Here is a 17,687-nt window from a genome sequence, read left to right as displayed (position 1 = left end):
AATCCGGACAGGCCATCTTCACACGTATGATGAAGATGAAGCATATCATCTCCGGGTGCATCGCATTCCTTGCCTGCATCATCATGGTCCTGCCGGCAGCAGGTGCACTTAATACCATTCCGCCAGGAGGGACGGTATTTATCGGCGAACAGGGGCTGGATATCACCGACACTGGCGTCACCAGCGGCTCGAACATCGCGTGGTACGGTCCGGGAGGAAGCGTCACCAATGTCCCCCAGGCCACGGTGACCGTCGACAATGCCGGGTCGTTCTACGTCATCCCCGCGACGTTCCAGGGCAAGACCGGTCCCTGGTTCACCCAGCCGGGCAACAACCTTGCGTTTTACGTGAACGACCCCACGATCGGGATCCGGGTCATCGACTATACGGCAGGGTTTACCCTGAGCCCCACCGCCTACTGGCTCCCGGTGGGAGATACCGCAGGCTTCCGGATCGACACCAACCTCTACACCATGGCGAACAGGCCCGGTGTGAGCGGCGCTCCGGTCACGATTAAGCTGAACGGACCGGGAGGAGTGCAATATTCGTCGGTGGACGGGTACAGCCTGACCAATATCCCCGTATCGTCCTCCCCCTTCAACACCGGGGCAGTCTGGGCCACCGGAAGTTCAGCGTACGCACGCGGCGACTACACCGTGACCGCGGAGTGCAATGCCAACAGTATGAAGGACAACTACGACGTCGTGGGAAGGACCGTCTCCGAACCGGTATCCTTCCTGCTTTCCGTGACAAACCCGCTGATTACCAGTTCCATCACTCCCACTACTCCTACCACGAGGCCCACGACCGTGCTCACGACGGTGCCGAGCACGGCCCCCACCACCGCTCCGCCCACCACCATAACGACGGTTCCGAGCACCGTTCCGCCGACCTCCGCGCCCACGACCGTCCCCCCCACGACGCCTCCCACCACCGCACCAGGCTTCGGGATTTGGCTCGCGGGGATTGCGGCCTTTATAGCGGGAATTGTCGTAATACGAAGGTCATAACTTTTTTTTTCGCGAAGTACCGGAATTACCGGAATATCGCGGTGTCCGGCCACGCGTGGTCACTGTAATACCGGGGTGAAAGCGGGACGGTTCCCTGGTAACCCGGTTCCCGGAGGAATGTGCTTCCCTGTGACGTGTTCCCGGGTTTACAGGATTTCTGGCAATCTGCAATCAGGGCACCTTCGGAGAAGCCCCCGCCTGTATGCGACAAGGACCGTGATGTTAATGATCCGATATTCACTTACTTTCACGGTTCATTCAGGGGATTAATGTCCGAGATCGCAGCATGGAGGCACTGAACGGCCCGATATGTTCCTGGGGGGGGGGAATTTACGATATCGCATCTATCGGTTTATGGGGGAATACGCCCGGATCGATGTCCGGCGGAATAAACCGGTCGCTCTGGAAAAATTTCCCTCGTTAAAGGGAAAATGACTCATTGGAGTGGGCGCCCGTCTCCCGGATGCGGAAGTCCGAAAACCGGATCATCCGTTCTTCGCAATCCTTTTCTCGTACGAATGCCAGGAAAGAGCATGAATGTTGGAACGACCATCCTGAAATGCCGCCACAGCGTCCGGTCTTACAAGGCCGAGCCGGTCGACGACCTGGTGATACGGGATGCCCTCGAATGCGCCCGCCTTGCCCCTTCGGCCCGGAACGAGCAGCCCTGGCTCTTCGGGGTGATCCGGGACGAAACTCTCCGGAAAGAGATCGCAGGGCTGACCGACAGCGGGAAGTTCATCGCCGACGCTCCGGTCTGCTTTGCGGTCTTCGGGCTCCGCGAAGAGAAGTATTACCTCGAGGACTGCTGTGCCGCAACGGAGAACCTGATCATCGCCCTCCAGTCCTACGGGGTGGGGTCCTGCTGGGTGGCGGGTGAGAAAAAGGGTTATGCGGAGCAGGTCCGGAAATTGCTCATGGTTCCGGACCAGTATACACTGGTGTCGCTCCTGCCTGCCGGGTACCCCGCCGACCTGACTCTCGTGGAGAAGAAAAATCCCGAAGACCTGGTCTTTTACGACAGGTTCTCCCCATAAATCACTTTTATTCCCTTCAGATCCAAACTTTTATATTTCTGGTCTGCCTCTAGCCATGTGGTGCAACCGATTATGGAAATGAAAGATATCGGAGCCATTATCAATACGTACGATATGGCCGCAGGTGAAGCCCTGGGAAAGCGAGAGAGTCACACCCCGAAGATCGAGGCGCCCGCGATGGCAAAGCCGGAAGAACCCTTCATGCTGAAGGTCTCGGTCGGACCCCACCCGAACACGGTGGAGCATTCCATCCGCTGGATTCATTTGTTCTTTTATGAAGAAGGACGGGCGTTTAATCCCATAATGCTCGGCAAATTCTCGTTCAACCCGGGGACCACCGATCCCGAGGTGACGGCCAAGGTCAAGCTCGGCAAGAGCGGGGTACTCCATGCCGTGGAATATTGCAACCTGCACGGGCTCTGGTCGGCGAAGAAAGAGATCAAGATAGGATAACTATTTTTCTCATGGTCCCGCAAAGAGACGCGGGTACGTTTCCCGCCGAGCTTGATCCTGCCGGGTGCAGGCAGTTGATCGATTCTTCCCCCGGATGCGTTATCCTGGACGTAAGAACCCCCGGAGAATATTCCGAAGGTCACCTGAACGGGGCGGAGAACCTGGACTTTTTCTGTTCGGACTTCAGGACGAAGATCGAGACCCGGGACAGGGAGAGAATTTACGTGGTATATTGTAAAAAAGGGCATCGTGGAGAACGCACGAGGGACATGATGAGATCGTGCGGTTTTATCAGGGTCGTCAATATCAGGGGAGGCATAGAAAACTGGAAACAATCCGGCCTCCCCGTAAAAAAGTGATTCAGGACGGACCGGGTTCCTTGTTTGCCCTGATCGATTTTGCGAGGAAGAACCCTACTACGGCGAACGTCACCACCGGAGAGACGAACGGCGGGATATTGACCCCGAAACTGTCCAGCACCATGATTACCCCCAGGAAGAGGATCGAGTACATCGCACCATTCTTCAGGAAGAGGTATCTCTTTATCCGGTCGATGTTCCCGACCGTGATCTGGCGGACCACGATGGCACCCAGACCGTTCCCGATAAGGATGAGCGGGACCGAGAGCGTGAATGCAAACGCCCCGAGCACGCCGTCGATGGAGAAGGTGGCATCGATCACCTCGAGATAAAATATCTTGGAGATATCGGACATTTTTCCGCCGAGCATCTTTCTCTCCTGTTCCTCGGCGTTCTGCCGGAACCCGTGCACGATGAAGAACGCGGTGGACCCGGCAACTGCCCCGAAGGCCATTACGGGATCTTTCTCCAGGGCAAACCAGACCAGGAGAAGCAGGAGTATCGAGACTGCTGCGAAAAACCAGACTCCTTTGGACTCAACGTATTTTTCACCCCGGAGCCCGTAGTTTTTCTCTTCCAGAAAGATCCAGTGCAGGAAGAGAAAGATCAGGAACGTGCCGCCGCCGATAAGAAGCATGGGGGCCGATTCCTCGATGGCCGCGATCACCGCCGGGTCGCTCGAGAAGGTTGCGGTGAATGCTCCCACCGGGCCGAGCGAGGGGGCGGAGAGCCACACGATAAGCCAGGGAAGAACCCCCCGCACCACTACGACCGCAAAAAGGAGCCCCCAGACAAGGAACCATCTCCGTGCCCAGTCGGCCATCGTGGAGAGGACCTCTGCATTGATGATGGCGTTGTCGATGCTGCTGATGGTCTCGAAGAGGCAGAGCCCTGCTACCACCAGGACGATGGAGACGATATCCATGGATCTGGTATCAGGTCGATGGGGTGGGTGTTAAACCTTCCCGGAACATGGGCATTTTCCGTCGAAACACACGAATAGGGTGAGCGGGATCTGCGTCTCATGAGAAGACGCGGGGGCGGATATCGCCCGGTTCAGCCAGGGAAGGGACCCGGGTATCAGGTGCTTTCAGGGCGTCCGCGACGTCATCCACTCCACCACCCAAAAGGTGATCTCCTGTACACCGCTCCACCACCATCGTCCGAAAATCCAGGCATCAGGAACTGTGGTAATAACGGATATTTTCTTGAGATCCCGCTATATCGAGGCTGCAGGACTGCCGATCACCGAGATGCTACATCCTGCGTTTTCATCCCGGCCGGGGAACAGGAATAAGGCGTTGTGTCACCACCTTTCTGTATGACACGACCCATCCTTCAGGTGGCCCTGGACCTCCTGGAACTCCCCCGTGCGGTCCAGATCGGGAGCGAGGCGGTGAGGGGCGGTGCAGACTGGATCGAGGCAGGCACCCCCCTGATCAAGAGCGAGGGGATGGAAGCAGTCCGGGTTCTCGCGTCCCGTTTTCCGGACCGGCCGATAGTGGCCGATATGAAGATCGCGGATACGGGGGCTCTGGAGGTCGAGATGGCGGCGAAAGCGGGGGCATCGGTCGTATGCGTCCTTGCAGACGCCGATGATACGGTGATCGCCGAGGCGGTCCGGACCGCAACCCGGTTCGGGGTGCGCCTGATGGCCGACCTGATCAACGTCCCGCGGCCCGTTGAACGTGGGCAGGAGCTCGAGTCCCTGGGAGTGCATATCCTCAATGCTCACGTCGGTATAGACCAGCAGATGATCGGCAGGAGTTCACTCGAACTCCTCGCGACCCTCAAGGGTACGGTAGGCATCCCGATCGCCGTCGCCGGCGGACTTAACCCGGTTACCGCAGCCCAGGCAGTGGAGAACGGAGCCGATATCATCATCGTCGGAGGCTCGATCACCCATTCAGCCGATGTCGAAGCGTCCGCCCGCAGTGTGCGGGAGGCGATCGACCGCCCGGGACCGCCTGTCGTGGTCACCAGGTCCAGGGAGGAGCAGATCCGCACCATCCTTGCCGAGGTCTCCACACCGAACATCTCGGATGCGATGCACCGGCAGGGTGCCATGTCGGGGATCTGGTCGATCTGCGGGGACGTGAAGATGGCCGGCCCTGCAGTCACCGTGCAGTCGTTTGCGGGCGACTGGGCAAAACCCGTTGAAGCCATCGATGTCGCGGGGAAGGGGGACGTACTGGTGGTCAACAACGAGGGCTCCACCAGCATCGCCCCCTGGGGAGAGCTGGCGACGCTCTCCTGCATCCAACGGGGCATCTCCGGAGTGGTAATCGACGGGAGCGTCCGCGACGTGGACGATATCCGGAGAATGAAGTTTCCGGTCTTTGCCAGAGCCGTCGTCCCCAACGCGGGCGATCCCAAAGGGTTCGGGGAGATCAATACCGGGATCAGGTGCGCAGGGCAGGAGGTCCGGCCTGGGGACTGGATCGTGGGGGACGAGTCCGGTGTGGTGGTGATCCCGAAGGAACGTGTGTACGAGGTTGCCCGGAGGGCGCTCGAGGTTCGGAAGAACGAAGAACGGATCCGCGAGGAGATCCGCAGGGGGAGCACGCTCTCCAAAGTGGCCGACCTGGTCAGGTGGGAGATGAAAAAATAGGCTTATTCCAAGCCAATTTCTTTTCTCTTTTTTTTCCGGGTATTGCTCTGACTTCCGTACAACGTGACGTTCTTCGGGGCCTCGCCCCCGGCACTGCGGCAGGCGCCGACGCGATATCTTCGTGTACTGGTCAACTTCGGCTGATATTGCGTATTATCAGATTAATGCAAAAATCCAAGAGCTACGAAAGTCCGGGCACCAATAACCTCCCGGAGACCACCCGACCGGCGAATATAGCCGGGAATCCTGATGCGGGAGGCCCTTTTGCCCCTGATACGGGACGATCCGGATGACCGCAGGTACTTTATGCCGTGGGGAACCTCCCACGCACGGTGAACCGGATGAGCGTGCCTGTACCTGCACGCGTTGCGGGAATGACCGGTGAATGAACCTGACGGTAGGGTCTTTGAAAAATTGATGATATGCATCATGAAACCAGCAATTGCATCCGGTCATGCCCGGTGTTCGGATTTGTCCGGGTGTCAGGACCGGGGAGGTCGTCGAAGACAGGGAATCCGTGGAAAAAGTGATGGGACCGGGACCGGGTTACTGGAAGGTGGAACTGGGAATGAGCGTTCCCCCGCGGGAGAGGATGGAAGTGATCGCCTTTTTCGCATCGTCCACCCGCAGGATCAGCACCGCGCCGTCCTTTCCGCTATAGGCGTAGGAGTATTCGATATTGATCGCCCCTTCTCCGAGCATGTTGGCGATCTCGTAGAGTCCTCCCGGTTCGTCCCGCATCTTCACCGCGATAACATCGGTGAAGGCCACGTTGAACCCGAGCCCGGTCAGCTTCTTGTAGGCCTTCTGGGGAAAGTCGACAAGGGCTCGTACTACCCCGAACCCGTTCGCTTCGGCGATGGAAAACGCCAGGATATTGATCTTTTCCTCTTCAAGGGCATGGGCGATGGCCGCCAGCCTCCCGGGCCTGTTCTCGGAGAACACCGAGATCTGTTTTATGATAAACTGTGATTCGTCCATTCAGAGCGACCTCCTGTCAATCACTCTCTTTGCTTTCCCCTCGAAGCGGGGCAGGGAGCCTGGTTCCACCAGTTCCACATTCACCGCTACGTTGAGGGAGTTCCGGAGCCGGTGTTCGACCAGCTTTCCTATCTTCATCAGGTCGGTGATCTTGTCGGAGAATGCTTCCGGCGAGACCTCGACCCGGACGAGCATCTCGTCGAGGGCTCCCTTCCGGTCGACCACGATCTGGAAATGGTCCCCGACCTCCGGGATATTCATCAGGGCATGCTCGATCTGGGAGGGGAAGACGTTGATCCCCCGGATGATCAGCATATCGTCGACCCGGCCCGAGATCCGCTGCACCCGGGGATGGGTCCGCCCGCAGGGACAGACCTCGTCCTCGACCGAGCTTATATCCCCGATCTTGTACCGGATCATGGGGAGCGCCTCCTTCTGGAGCATGGTGATCACGAGCTCGCCCTTCTCCCCGGAAGGAAGCGGTTCTCCGGTCTCCGGGTCGAGGACCTCGACGTATGCGAGGTCACCCCATACGTGGAACCCTTTCTGGGCCGAGCACTCGCAGAACATGGGACCGGAGAGCTCGCTCGTGCCGTAGATGTCGTAGGCCTTGATCCCGAGCCCCTCCTCGATCCGGGTCTTCATGGTGGCCGACCACGGTTCGGCACCGAGGATCCCGGCCCGGAGATCCGTATCGTTCTTTATTGAAACCCCCATCTTCTCCGCTACTTCGCCCATATGGAGCAGGTAAGAGGGGGTGCAGGCTATCGCAGTCGCGTGCAGGTCCTGCATCAGCTCGATCTGGCGTTCGGTGTTCCCCACGCTGGTGGGGAGCACGGTCGCCCCGATCCGTTCCGCCCCGTAGTGGAGCCCGAGCCCGCCGGTGAAGAGGCCGTACCCGTAACTCACCTGGATCACGTCGCCCCTCCCGAGACCGCACGACGTGAGCCCCCGGGCAAGCGAAGTGGTCCAGTTGTTCAGGTCCGCCTGGGTGTATCCCACCACCGTCGGCTTTCCTGTAGTCCCCGAGGAGACGTGATACCGGACCAGGTCGTCCTGCGATGCAGTGAAGATCCGGTCCGGGTAGTTGTCCCGGAGGTCTCGCTTGTACATATAGGGCAGTTTCCCGATATCCCCGAGCGAGCGGATGTCGTCGGGGTGCACCTTCTGCTCCCGCATCCGTTCGTGGTAGAAGGGAGAGAAACTGTAGAGCCGATAGACAAGGGTCTTTAACAGGCGGTACTGCATCTTCCTGAGTTCTTCGAGCGGCATCTCCTCGATCCGCGGATCCCAGAAGTGCACCTACATCTCCCCCCGGCGGTCGACGACCCTCTTTGCTTTCCCCTCGAACCGGGGCAGGGATCCGGGTTCGACCAGTTTTACCGTAGTCCGGAGCTCGAGGGTATCCCGGAGCTCCTTCACCACTTTCTTCTGGATCCGCGCCAGGTCTGCAAGCTCTCCGCTGAAGTAATTCCGGTTAATCTCCACCTCGATTGTCATTTCGTCCAGATGATTGATTCTGTCTACATAAACCATAAACTGATTGCCTACCTCCGGAATCCGGAGCAGGACGTGTTCGATCTGGGAGGGAAACACGTTGATCCCCCGAATTACCAGCATATCATCGCTCCGCCCGGTGATCCTGGCGATCTTCTGGCCTCTCCGGCAGAGGCACCCGTCCTCGAACTTCATGGTAATGTCCCCGGTGCGGTAACGGAGCAGGGGCATGGCCTCCTTTTTGAGCGGGGTGACCACCAGCTCCCCCCGCTCCCCGTCACCGAGCACCTCGCCCGTGACCGGGTTGATAATCTCCACCAGGTAGCAGTCGTGCCAGATATGCAACCCGTCCCGCTCCGTGCACTCGAAGGCAACCCCCGGCCCGAAGAGCTCGGAGAGCCCGTACGAGTCGTAGGCGGTGACCCCGAGCTTAGACTCGAGCTCCTTTCTCATGGAGTTCGACCAGGGCTCTGCCCCGAAAAGGCCGGTCTTCAGGCTCTCCAGCGGGGCGTTCATCTCTTCAGCCACTTCGGCGAGGTGCATGGCATAACTGGGGGTGCAGTGGATCGCGGTCACCCCGAAGTCCTGGATCATCTCGATCTGCCTCCTGGTATTGCCCGTGGCGCTCGGGATCACCGTCATCCCGACCTTTTCCGCCCCGTAATGGAACCCCAGACCGCCGGTGAACATTCCGTAGTTGACCATGTTCTGGAAGATATCCCGGTCGGTAAGGCCTACCATGGTAAGATTCCGGGCGATTAAGTCCGCCCATGTCTCGAGGTCGTTACAGGTGTATCCCACCACCGTAGGTTTCCCGGTGGTGCCGGAGGTGGTGTGGATCCGCACCACTTTCTGCAGGGGGACCGCGAAAAACCCGAAGGGATACCCGTTGCGGAGATCCTGCTTCACGGTGAAGGGGAGTTTCTGCACGTCGTCCAGGGTCCTGATATCCCCGGGCCGGATTCCCGCCTCTTTCAATTTAATCCGATAGAATTCAACATTCTGCACCTGCAGGAGGGTCTGTTTCAAACGGTCCAGCTGGAGCGCCGCGAGTTCCGCGGGCGGCATGGTCTCTATCTTCTCATTCCAGAACATGGTCATTCAATCTCCCGGTACCACAGAGTATCGGTCACGGGGATCCCGTGAGCGGGGACTCCCGTGCAGGGATACCAGATATTAGGCCCCCGGGGGCCAAAAATGCTATGACATGGCATGGCAGTGGCACCCGGGATCCCCCTGGCGTGTCCCGCTCCACGCAGGTAATCCCGAATATTCCGCGCATTAACCCTCGAAGTTCCTATGGAGCATGACGTGTCAGGGGAAACCCCGCGAGAACACGGGGCCCGCGATCTGTCCGCCCCGCCCGGTAATTCCTTAAGCGGCTCTCCCTGGGACATATTCTATGATTCGGCTTCCAATCGATGAATTGATGTAGATACATGGGGCAAATATCTTACCAAAGGGTTGTCCCCCGGGATGACCCGGGTAGTGGTCCGTGCAGGTTCCCTGGTATTGTGTAAGTGGTTTCGGGGCTCATATTCGCGCCACCGGCAGTACCCTGGTGGTCCAGCAGGACGGCAGGTCGGAGGAGATTCCTCTCGCGAAGGTGAAGCACCTCATGGTAATGGGAGGGCATTCACTTCACACCTCTGCGGTCTCCCGCCTCCTCAGGGAAGGGGCGTATATCTCATTTTTTGCCGCAGACGGCGAACCGCTGGGGATAACGCGACCGTTCGGGGGAACTCTCGACAGGGAAGTCCACGATGCACAGCATTCGGTGTTCGGCCACAGCTACGCGGTAGCGATCGCCAGGGGTGCACTGAGCGCCCGACTCCTGGAGATCGAGCGGCTGGAACGGATGCAGGGGGGGAATCTTCTCTACGAGGGCGAGCTGCAAATCCTCCACCAGACGATGGACGAGCTCGAGTTCCTGGTCAGGGTGGAGGAGATCCGGAGGGTGCACCGTCTCACCTCGGACATGTACTACGAGATCCTCTCCCGTACCCTGCCTGGGAGTCTCGGGTTCCGCAGGAGGACCGGGAGTCCTTATCTCGATGTAGTCAACACCATCCTCTCGGTGGGGTATAATATGCTCTTTGGGAATACGGCGGTGGCGGTGCTGGGGGCCCACCTCGATCCCGGCTACGGGTTCCTCCATCGGGGGCCGAAAGGACTGGTATACGACGTAATGGATCCGTTCAAGTCGGAGATGATCGACCGCCCGGTCCTCGCCCTGATCAGGGACGGGCTATCTGAGTGGGAGTTCGAATGCGGGGAGACCCGGTGCCACATTTCGGATGGCCTGCGGCGCAGACTGACCCAGATCTTCCATGCCTCGATCGACCAGGATATGATCGACGCCCAGGTCATGGTCCTCATCGAAGCCCTGCAAAAGAAGTCCGAGTTCTACATTGTAAAATAGGTCAGGGCGGGAGTCCCCCTCTCCGGATGATAAAATCGTCGTAGGTGGCCGGCTCGTGATCCCTGACCTCGACGTCCCGGATCAGGGCACGGGGGCATCCGTAGATCATCGACAGGAATTTCTCGAGAAGGATAGGGTCTCCGCTCGCCACGGCCCTCACCGTTCCGTCAGGGAGGTTCATCACTTCGCCGTGCACGTTCAGTTTCGCGGCGATGCGCCGGATGCAGTTTCGAAGCCCCACCTTCTGCACCCGGCCCGAGATCCGTATTTCGATGGTCTTATGCAGGGGTCCCTCTCCTCCCTTGTTCGGATTCATCCCTTTGAGACTATTCCTGACCGGGTTATAAGTTCTTTTCCACTCGCTCCTTTCAGGTGTTGCCGCCCGGATAAAGGCACGAAGGGTCCGATACGCCTTATCCGGTCAGGGAAGGTTAAGGTATAGCATTATATGGTTTATCAATACGGGCGGCCATGTGCATGGAATGTTCGAAAAATCGTCATGAAAGGGCCTTTATGGCGAAAAAAGAAAAGGGACGTGGTTTTTAACGGGATGCTTCCGGAAGGCTCCTAATTCTTGAAGAGTGTCAGGATTTCCTTGTACAGGGCCTCGGCCTTTTGCGGGTCCTCCGACTCGACCAGCACCCGTACGAGCGGTTCGGTGCCGGAGGGACGGACGAGGGCCCAGGTCAGGTCCCGGTTGATGCGAACCCCGTCGGTGAGGTCGAGCCGATCCCTGGAAAATACCTCCTGCACCTTTTTCACCAGGGATCCCGGGTCATCCACCCGGCGCTTGTCCTTGATCAGGTGGAACGGAGGGAGCTCAGCGACGAGGGCTGAAAGCGCCCGCTTTTCCCCTGCGAGGATGGCCACCATGGTCGCGGCGGTCATCCCGCCGTCCCGGCAGAACTGGTGGTCCGGGAAGATCAGCCCCCCGTTTCCTTCACCGCCGAACACCACCGGGGTCCCCCCGGCGATGAGGTCGATCATGGTCCTGGCGACATAGATGCTCCCGACCGGGGTATAGACTGTGGTGCAGCCTGATTCCCTGGCGACGGTCTCTATCAGCAGCGAGGAACTGACCGGGGTGACCACCGCTCCTTTCGACCGGGCGCAGATGTACCGTTCCACCAGGGCGAACTCCCTGTTCTCTTCCACGTAGGTCCCGGTTTCATCGACAAAAACCGCCCTGTCGGCGTCGCCGTCATGGGCTACCCCGAATGCGGCACCGGTCGAACGGACGAGGTCCGCGAGCCCGGACAACCCCTCGATGGAGGGCTCAGGCATCCTTCCCGGGAACGTGCCGTCTTCGAGTGCGTTGATGGTCAGCACCCGGCACCCGAGCCCGGTGAGGATCTTCGCAGTGGTCCACGCAGCCGCCCCGCACCCCGGGTCGACCACAACGGTGATCCCCTTCCCGATACCGGGTTTGAAACGGGAGATAATGGCCCGGATATAGTCATCCACCGCCCGGGGTGCGCGCTCTTCCATCCCGACCCCGTCCCAGTCGGCGAGCACAAAGTCCCTTGAGAAGACCCGGTGTTCTAGCGCAACGGTCGCATCGTCCCCCATCTCGGTCCCATCCGGTTCGATGACCTTGATCCCGTTGTATTCGGGAGGGTTATGAGACGCGGTGATCATCACTCCCCCGGCGAATTTCTCCCGGACGATGAACTGCAGCGCCGGGGTGGGGAGCACCCCGCAGTCCACCACGTCGCACCCGGTGGCGAGTAATCCTGCGGCCACGGCGCTGGAAAGCGCCGGGCCCGAGGTCCTCGTGTCTCTCCCGATCGCGATCCGTCCTTTTCGCATCGACCCGAATGCCATGCCGATGGTCAGGGCAAGTTCCGGGGTCATGTCCACGCCGGTGACTCCACGCACCCCGTTGGTGCCGAAGAGTTTCTTTTCCAGTTTTGTTACGCTCATTGCCAGGTCAGTCCTTTCGTTATCCAGTGGATGAGGAATATGGGATTGCTTCTCTCATTTTTTCCAAGACCCTGTTCATTGCCGAATATGCCGACCGGGGGTCGGGGGCCGAGATCTGAAGGGATACCTTCTTTTCGCCCGGGCCGGAACGGACAAGGGACCCGCGGAGGCCGGGGTAGTCCTGGTCCATGCCGGCGAGGACTGACCGGGAGAATTCATCCGGATCCCATTCCGGGCCTCCCGCGGGGATTTCCAGTTTCAGAGTGAACGGGTCGTTTCCGGCCACCTGGTTGACCCCAGGTGCGGAGCTTCCGTGGAATTCCGGGAACATGTCCAGGTGGTCAAGGACCAGTTCGACCGGAGGGTCCTCAAACAGGACATTTTCGGGATGCGGCAGCCCGCCGATTGCGATCTTCGGGAAGGGCTTTTGCTTGAACCCCTCGATGACCGCGAACGCCATCCCGATACGGTCCAGCATTCCGAGCACCGTTTCCAGGTCGTGCTCTTCCATGACCATTACCGATTTACGGGAGTCTATCCCCACCGAAACCGCCCCGGATTCGAAGAATACCGTGGTATCCTTTCCTTCCTGGAGGTCCCACTGGTGGTGTCCCAGGTGTTTGACCACTGCGACAGGGCCGCGTTCCCGAAGAGGGGGTACCAACTGCGAGATGAACCGGGTCTTTCCGGATCCCGACAGGCCGGCGACGTGGATAACCCTCATTCCACGACCTCTTCCCCGTCGTATTCGTCTTCCTCGTCTTTCCTGACCCGGGTGCGGAGGATTGTCTTTGCTGCCTCTCCCACGCTCCTCATCACCTCGGTGATCCTGTCCTCTACATCAATCTCCTCGTCGATATCGAGGGTGCTCCGCTCCACCTCGAGGAGGAACCGTGCGACCTCGGAGGCCTCAAAGAGGAGGTCGTCGAGCTCGTCGGTGGTGAAAAACCCGCACATCGCACCGTAGAAAAAAGTAGCGCCCGATTTGTAGACCTTTTTCTTGAAAGAGTTCCTCGCCTGGTTGACCGCCTGGGGGGTATAGGGCTCTTTCATGAAAGGGACGAGTTCGGGGAGATGCTGGCCAATGAATGTCATTTCAGCCCCTCCCCGCGTCCGGAAGTCGGTGCAGAGCCGGGCGATCGCCCATTCCCTCGCGGTGATATAGGTGCGTTTCCGCAGGAACTGGTTCACCCTGCGGTAGGTCGCACCGTCAACCTTCTTGAATTTCTTGTACTTGTTCACATCATCCGGGCCGAATCGGTTGCGCATCTGATCATAGTTGGAACGGACCCTTTAATATAGCATGAGGCAGCGTCCCCCCGGGACAGGTCGGCGCCGTGCGGGTCCGGAGATAACAGGAGCGTTCGCGGGTACGGTTGCCTGCTTGCATGGATGCGATTCAAGAAGAGAAACCGTGTGGTTCCGGGACTATAGCCCGGGGGATTCCAGTCGTAATGAGTCTCGGGTCCGGGTGTTACGGGAGCATTCACCGGTACCATTCCTTACCAATGAACGAAAAACGAAGGGAACGATTTATTCTCCGGTGCATCTCGTCCAAGAGGGGCCCCGGACCTTCATACTTCCTGGGCATACACGAAAATAACCGTCTTGTCCCCGAATTCTTTGATAGTGCATCGGATCAGGAAAGGAACCTGTCCGCCCGCCCTCGACCTGAACGAGACGGAGCACTCCACGTGTCGCTCTTCTTTTAAGCGGTCGAGGAACCTGGCAAGCGCCTCGCCCTCGAAACAGGGGTCGAGGTCCGAAAGCCCGTTCAGGCGAAGCTGTTCCGGCCCGTATCCGAGGCAGTTTCTGAAATGCTCGTTGCTCTGGAGTATCCTTCCGAATCCATCCATGATGAATGCCGAAACTGGGGACTTTTCCAGGGCGTACTGAGCAATAGTAAGATCCTCGAGCGCCCTCCTCTGGACCACGGCGATCTTCAGGTAATGCACCAGCTGGGCGAACTGGGGTTTCGGAGAGCCCTCTTTCTGGATATAAAAATCGGCACCGTTCCGCAGCGATTCCATCATCACCTGTTCCTGTCCCTTTCCGGTGAACATGATGAAGGGGGTGGTATCACCCGAATTCCGGATCTTCTTCAGAAAATCCAGGCCATCCATTCCCGGCATATCGTAATCCGAGATGATGGCATCGTACCGCCTCCCGGTGAGCTGTTTAAGGGCCTCGATTGCCGTCCCGCAGGTATCGACCTTCACTTCACCCGTCCTTTCCAAGAATATTCTGGAGAGGTCCAGGAGTGCGGGCTCGTCATCGACAAACAGCACGGTGATCATGATGAATGCGGGAATAGCAGCCTGATATTATAAATCTCGCGGCCGGGGTGGATCGTGTGGATCTCCCGGGCTTTGAAGACGCAGCGGGAAGTATCCCTTTGTTCTCTTTCTCAACAATCTCCTAGTATTTTTCCTTTTGAACCGTTTCCGCGATGCTCTGTGACTCCTTCATTGTATAGCATCATACGGTTTATGCTAATTATCACGTTGCCCGGGGTATGCCACCTTGAATTGAGCAATATAACAGTAGTTTTCAACTTATATGATATTTTTCCCTTTGTTTTTTTTATTCGCACGAACGCGAATCAGGGTCGCAAAACCAGGGAATTTTTCAATAAGAACAGTGACAACTGTTGAAAATCCTTCTCCAGACCGGGGGGTCTTCCCGGGTCCGAACACGAATTCATATAAATCTTTTATCGAGTCCCTGGCAGTCCCGGGCGGGTACGACTCATGGGTCGATCATTGGGCCTAAACGTGGCAGATTCCGGTGGGTTTGTTACTGACTCCATGATTTCCGGTCAGCCCGGAACATGCGAAAAAAAGAACGTAAGAGGGAAACTCCAGGTACGTCCCGGGGAAAAAAGAGGCCGGGTGAGGGGGTAATTCACCGTCTGGCCCATTTTTTGCTGTGTCAGGATATACACGTGCTGCAGTGCCTGCACGAAGTCGTGCCATGCAGGCAGATCGAATGTCAACGGATGGTTATTTGAACGATCGGCGGGCAGGGCGTGAAAGTGTAAAAGCCCGGCTCACGGGTAAAGGGGAGTTCCGGAACAGAGAGTGATCTTAACGAACAGGGACCCGGAAGGGTCCGGAAACAGGACTCCTGCTCCATGGCGACCGAATTCGACGGTTCAAGTCAGGACAGAGAGAGAGATCTGCGAGAATTTTGTTATGAACCGACTATTTCAAAAACAATCATCTGAATCCCGGGAGATGATCTTGCGGATCATAAAAGGATAGAGATGAGTCCGTAGCCGTAGTATAAGTAATCAGCAGGAAGTGTTCCGTCAAATACTAAGGCTCAGGGTGCGTACATCGAGGAAGCAGGCGTTTCTACCGCGGATCTGGTTTCGGTGACATTCATCCCGATTCTGTAAAAGCCGGCGATCCCTCTCAATTCCAGGACGGTTCGCGCCACTCCGGGGCCGGTTCGAATAATGAGGGGCGTTTTTTACACTCGCAAAGTCGCGACTTCCATTCGAGAAATCATGGGTTGTCCCGGGTTTCAACGTTTAAAGGGACTTGTTATTTCATCCCATCGGTCGACCAACGAGAATCAACGCGTTCAAGATCAAGGAAGCAGGGGCTCCGGATTCAGGATGTTTCCGGGAGAAAAATTACAATCCTGCCTGATCCTGCATGAATACGAGCGGTGTTGTGAACGCCGTCCCCAGGTTAAGGGCAGCTTATCAGCTCCGGAAGAATTACCATTTCCGGTAAATATCTGGTTATTTCATTTTCCAAAAAATATGAACGAATTCATGATATCGACCGTCGCGCCCTCACGAACATATCCCTTTAAACGCCTTCGGGCCGGAAGGCGCCACAAGAGACCTTACAAAATCGAAAAATAAATAAAAATATACGAATAGTATTTTTTATAATATCGCCCGGAGGAACTCCGCAACGGGCACTTCTATTTGCGGTCCTTTGTTGTTTCTTCGTTCTTCTCCCGACTTTATCCGGTGCGGAGAATGACCTGTATTGGTCGCAGGTAAACCCCGATGCCGGCTTTTCACCCCGGGCTGGCACGGCACCACCGTGTTCGACGGTAAATTATGGGTAATTGGCGGGACCTCCCTCCCACCGTTCACCCCTGAAATGAATGGGACCTACAACGACGTGTGGTCTTCTACGGATGGGAAGACCTGGTCACTGGAAACGGAGGATGCGGGCCTTCCCTCCCGGTTCGGGCACGGGGTCGTGGTATTCGACGAGCGTATCCGGGTAATCGGGGGTACACCGAAACTGGTTATGATAACGGGGTATGGTCGTCGGCCGATGGAAAACACTGGACCCGGGAGACCGCATATGCAGCTTTTTCCCCGCGGGTATGGCACAGAGTTGCAGTATTTGACGGACGAATCTGGATCATCGGCGGCGAAACGCCAAATGGCTTTGCGAACGACGTATGGTCGTCGGAAGATGGAAAGAACTGGACGCGTGAGAAGGATCACGCAGAGTTCCTTCCCCGTCATGGACCGGGTGTCGTGGCATACGACGCCCGCCCCTGGATAATCGGGGGCTATTCCAGGACCGAGAACAGCAGGGGCTCTACAATCATGCAGTGGCTCAATGACGTATGGTCGACGACCGACGGGCGCTCGTGGCGCCTGGAAAATTCCTCACCCGCATTCGGGGATCGTGAATTCGTCCCGCTTGCCGTATTCAACGACAGTCGGTGGATCGCCGGGGGCGGAGGTCCTCCCCCGTTTTGTGACGTCAAATATCCCCCGAGGTATGCCTTCGACAGTGTGTGGCATTCCGGAGACGGAATAACCTGGACCATGGACACCGAGCATGCCGGGTTTTCCCCGCGTTACGGCCAGGGAGTTGCGGCATTTAAAGGCGGCCTGTGGGTCATCGGCGGCTCCGCCGACATTCCGTTGAACGATGTCTGGTATTATGGACCGTTGCAGGTGCCCCCGGAGGTATCGTTCCGGTCGAATGTCAGCGGAGGAACTGTTCCCCTGGCGGTTGAATACACGGGTGCCTGGACCGGAGATATAACCGCATGGTCCTGGGACTTTGGGGACGGGAGCCGTGCCGCCACGCCAAATACGACCCATATTTTCCGGAATCCCGGCATGTACACGGTAGTCCTCGAAGTGGCCGGGCCTGACGGATCCGACCGGGCCACAGAGATCATCAGGGTGGAACCCGGCAACAAGCGCGGGAACACATCCTTTCGTCGTCGCCGTTGAGATTCTCGCAGGGATGTTCGTGACAGGGACGCTGCTGAAACGGCGGTGTTAGCATCTCATACCTTCCGTCTGCAGGGAGGGATGCGACCGAAATATTTCGGATTTTTCGACGAGCGGGAGCCCGGGGCGGAGCGTATGTACTCTTTAGCGCCCGCCCTGGTTCGATA

16 protein-coding genes are annotated in these 17,687 nt (G+C 57.9%); 7 read left to right on the top strand and 9 right to left on the bottom strand.

The window, feature by feature from the left end; genetic code table 11:
• Positions 1-26: 26 nt before the first annotated feature.
• The 4 genes from J2741_RS04695 to J2741_RS04680 all read left to right on the top strand — a co-directional run bounded on the left by J2741_RS04695 (position 27) and on the right by J2741_RS04680 (position 2,859).
• A complete protein-coding gene (locus J2741_RS04695) occupies positions 27-1,010 on the top strand; it encodes a DUF3821 domain-containing protein (RefSeq protein WP_209673861.1) in 984 nt (327 codons plus the stop codon).
• A gap of 518 nt (positions 1,011-1,528) precedes the next feature.
• A complete protein-coding gene (locus J2741_RS04690; RefSeq protein ID WP_342452229.1) occupies positions 1,529-2,047 on the top strand; it encodes a nitroreductase family protein in 519 nt (172 codons plus the stop codon).
• 60 nt (positions 2,048-2,107) lie between these two features.
• Complete coding sequence (locus tag J2741_RS04685; RefSeq protein WP_209673860.1) at positions 2,108-2,500, top strand: class II SORL domain-containing protein; 393 nt, start codon at positions 2,108-2,110, stop codon at positions 2,498-2,500.
• 11 nt (positions 2,501-2,511) lie between these two features.
• Positions 2,512-2,859, top strand: a complete 348-nt coding sequence (locus J2741_RS04680; protein WP_209673859.1) for a rhodanese-like domain-containing protein — start codon at positions 2,512-2,514, stop codon at positions 2,857-2,859.
• A gap of 1 nt (position 2,860) precedes the next feature.
• Here the strand turns inward: J2741_RS04680 and J2741_RS04675 are convergent, their stop codons facing one another.
• Positions 2,861-3,784 (bottom strand): DUF475 domain-containing protein, encoded by a 924-nt coding sequence (locus J2741_RS04675; RefSeq protein WP_209673858.1) that lies wholly within the window; start codon positions 3,782-3,784, stop codon positions 2,861-2,863.
• A gap of 396 nt (positions 3,785-4,180) precedes the next feature.
• On the opposite strand from J2741_RS04675, the gene J2741_RS04670 reads away from it, so the two are divergent.
• Positions 4,181-5,470, top strand: coding sequence for an orotidine 5'-phosphate decarboxylase / HUMPS family protein (locus J2741_RS04670; protein WP_209673857.1), 1,290 nt, complete (start codon positions 4,181-4,183; stop codon positions 5,468-5,470).
• Positions 5,471-6,016: 546 nt separating this feature from the next.
• Here the strand turns inward: J2741_RS04670 and J2741_RS04665 are convergent.
• The 3 genes from J2741_RS04665 to J2741_RS04655 are packed head-to-tail and all read right to left on the bottom strand — an operon-like array spanning position 6,017 to position 9,043.
• A complete protein-coding gene (locus J2741_RS04665) occupies positions 6,017-6,451 on the bottom strand; it encodes an acetolactate synthase (RefSeq protein WP_209673856.1) in 435 nt (144 codons plus the stop codon).
• Positions 6,452-7,753 (bottom strand): phenylacetate--CoA ligase family protein, encoded by a 1,302-nt coding sequence (locus tag J2741_RS04660; RefSeq protein ID WP_209673855.1) that lies wholly within the window; start codon positions 7,751-7,753, stop codon positions 6,452-6,454. It lies immediately after the preceding gene.
• Positions 7,754-9,043: a phenylacetate--CoA ligase family protein gene (locus tag J2741_RS04655; protein WP_209675511.1), complete on the bottom strand. Its 1,290-nt coding sequence runs from the start codon at positions 9,041-9,043 to the stop codon at positions 7,754-7,756.
• A gap of 400 nt (positions 9,044-9,443) precedes the next feature.
• Between J2741_RS04655 and cas1 the strand changes: the two genes are divergently transcribed.
• Complete coding sequence (gene cas1, locus J2741_RS04650; protein ID WP_209673854.1) at positions 9,444-10,370, top strand: CRISPR-associated endonuclease Cas1; 927 nt, start codon at positions 9,444-9,446, stop codon at positions 10,368-10,370.
• A 1-nt stretch (position 10,371) separates the two neighbouring features.
• Here cas1 and J2741_RS04645 read toward each other — a convergent pair whose 3' ends face one another.
• The 5 genes from J2741_RS04645 to J2741_RS04625 form a co-directional block, all read right to left on the bottom strand.
• A complete protein-coding gene (locus tag J2741_RS04645) occupies positions 10,372-10,686 on the bottom strand; it encodes an acylphosphatase (RefSeq protein WP_209673853.1) in 315 nt (104 codons plus the stop codon).
• Between the two features lie 251 nt (positions 10,687-10,937).
• A complete protein-coding gene (glmM, locus tag J2741_RS04640) occupies positions 10,938-12,293 on the bottom strand; it encodes a phosphoglucosamine mutase (RefSeq protein ID WP_209673852.1) in 1,356 nt (451 codons plus the stop codon).
• Between the two features lie 19 nt (positions 12,294-12,312).
• On the bottom strand, positions 12,313-13,017 hold the full coding sequence (gene mobB, locus J2741_RS04635; RefSeq protein ID WP_209673851.1) for a molybdopterin-guanine dinucleotide biosynthesis protein B: 705 nt from the start codon (positions 13,015-13,017) through the stop codon (positions 12,313-12,315).
• Positions 13,014-13,562, bottom strand: coding sequence for a DUF5806 family protein (locus tag J2741_RS04630; RefSeq protein WP_209673850.1), 549 nt, complete (start codon positions 13,560-13,562; stop codon positions 13,014-13,016). The genes mobB and J2741_RS04630 overlap by 4 nt, the downstream gene beginning before the upstream one ends.
• Before the next feature lie 305 nt (positions 13,563-13,867).
• Entirely contained in the window at positions 13,868-14,590 is a 723-nt protein-coding gene (locus tag J2741_RS04625) for a response regulator (RefSeq protein ID WP_209673849.1), read from the bottom strand.
• A gap of 2,216 nt (positions 14,591-16,806) precedes the next feature.
• Here J2741_RS04625 and J2741_RS13100 point away from each other — a divergent pair.
• The gene (locus J2741_RS13100; protein ID WP_209673848.1) at positions 16,807-17,520 is read left to right on the top strand and encodes a PKD domain-containing protein; all 714 of its coding nucleotides are present in this window, start codon (positions 16,807-16,809) and stop codon (positions 17,518-17,520) included.
• Positions 17,521-17,687 lie beyond the last annotated feature (167 nt).

The organism is Methanolinea mesophila (assembly GCF_017873855.1).
Lineage (GTDB): Archaea > Halobacteriota > Methanomicrobia > Methanomicrobiales > Methanospirillaceae > Methanolinea_B > Methanolinea_B mesophila.
Note: the sequence above shows the minus strand (reverse complement) of the source record. Positions and strands in the feature narration are given on the sequence as shown.

Excerpts from the sequence above, each read along its gene's own strand:
- J2741_RS04695 (WP_209673861.1), top strand. The coding sequence starts at position 27 with ATGATGAAGATGAAGCATATCATCTCCGGGTGCATCGCATTCCTTGCC.
- J2741_RS04690 (WP_342452229.1), top strand. The coding sequence starts at position 1,529 with ATGCCAGGAAAGAGCATGAATGTTGGAACGACCATCCTGAAATGCCGC.
- J2741_RS04680 (WP_209673859.1), top strand. The coding sequence starts at position 2,512 with ATGGTCCCGCAAAGAGACGCGGGTACGTTTCCCGCCGAGCTTGATCCT.
- J2741_RS04675 (WP_209673858.1), bottom strand. The coding sequence starts at position 3,784 with ATGGATATCGTCTCCATCGTCCTGGTGGTAGCAGGGCTCTGCCTCTTC.
- J2741_RS04670 (WP_209673857.1), top strand. The coding sequence starts at position 4,181 with ATGACACGACCCATCCTTCAGGTGGCCCTGGACCTCCTGGAACTCCCC.
- J2741_RS04665 (WP_209673856.1), bottom strand. The coding sequence starts at position 6,451 with ATGGACGAATCACAGTTTATCATAAAACAGATCTCGGTGTTCTCCGAG.
- J2741_RS04655 (WP_209675511.1), bottom strand. The coding sequence starts at position 9,043 with ATGTTCTGGAATGAGAAGATAGAGACCATGCCGCCCGCGGAACTCGCG.
- J2741_RS04645 (WP_209673853.1), bottom strand. The coding sequence starts at position 10,686 with ATGAATCCGAACAAGGGAGGAGAGGGACCCCTGCATAAGACCATCGAA.
- glmM (WP_209673852.1), bottom strand. The coding sequence starts at position 12,293 with ATGAGCGTAACAAAACTGGAAAAGAAACTCTTCGGCACCAACGGGGTG.
- mobB (WP_209673851.1), bottom strand. The coding sequence starts at position 13,017 with ATGAGGGTTATCCACGTCGCCGGCCTGTCGGGATCCGGAAAGACCCGG.
- J2741_RS04630 (WP_209673850.1), bottom strand. The coding sequence starts at position 13,562 with ATGCGCAACCGATTCGGCCCGGATGATGTGAACAAGTACAAGAAATTC.
- J2741_RS04625 (WP_209673849.1), bottom strand. The coding sequence starts at position 14,590 with ATGATCACCGTGCTGTTTGTCGATGACGAGCCCGCACTCCTGGACCTC.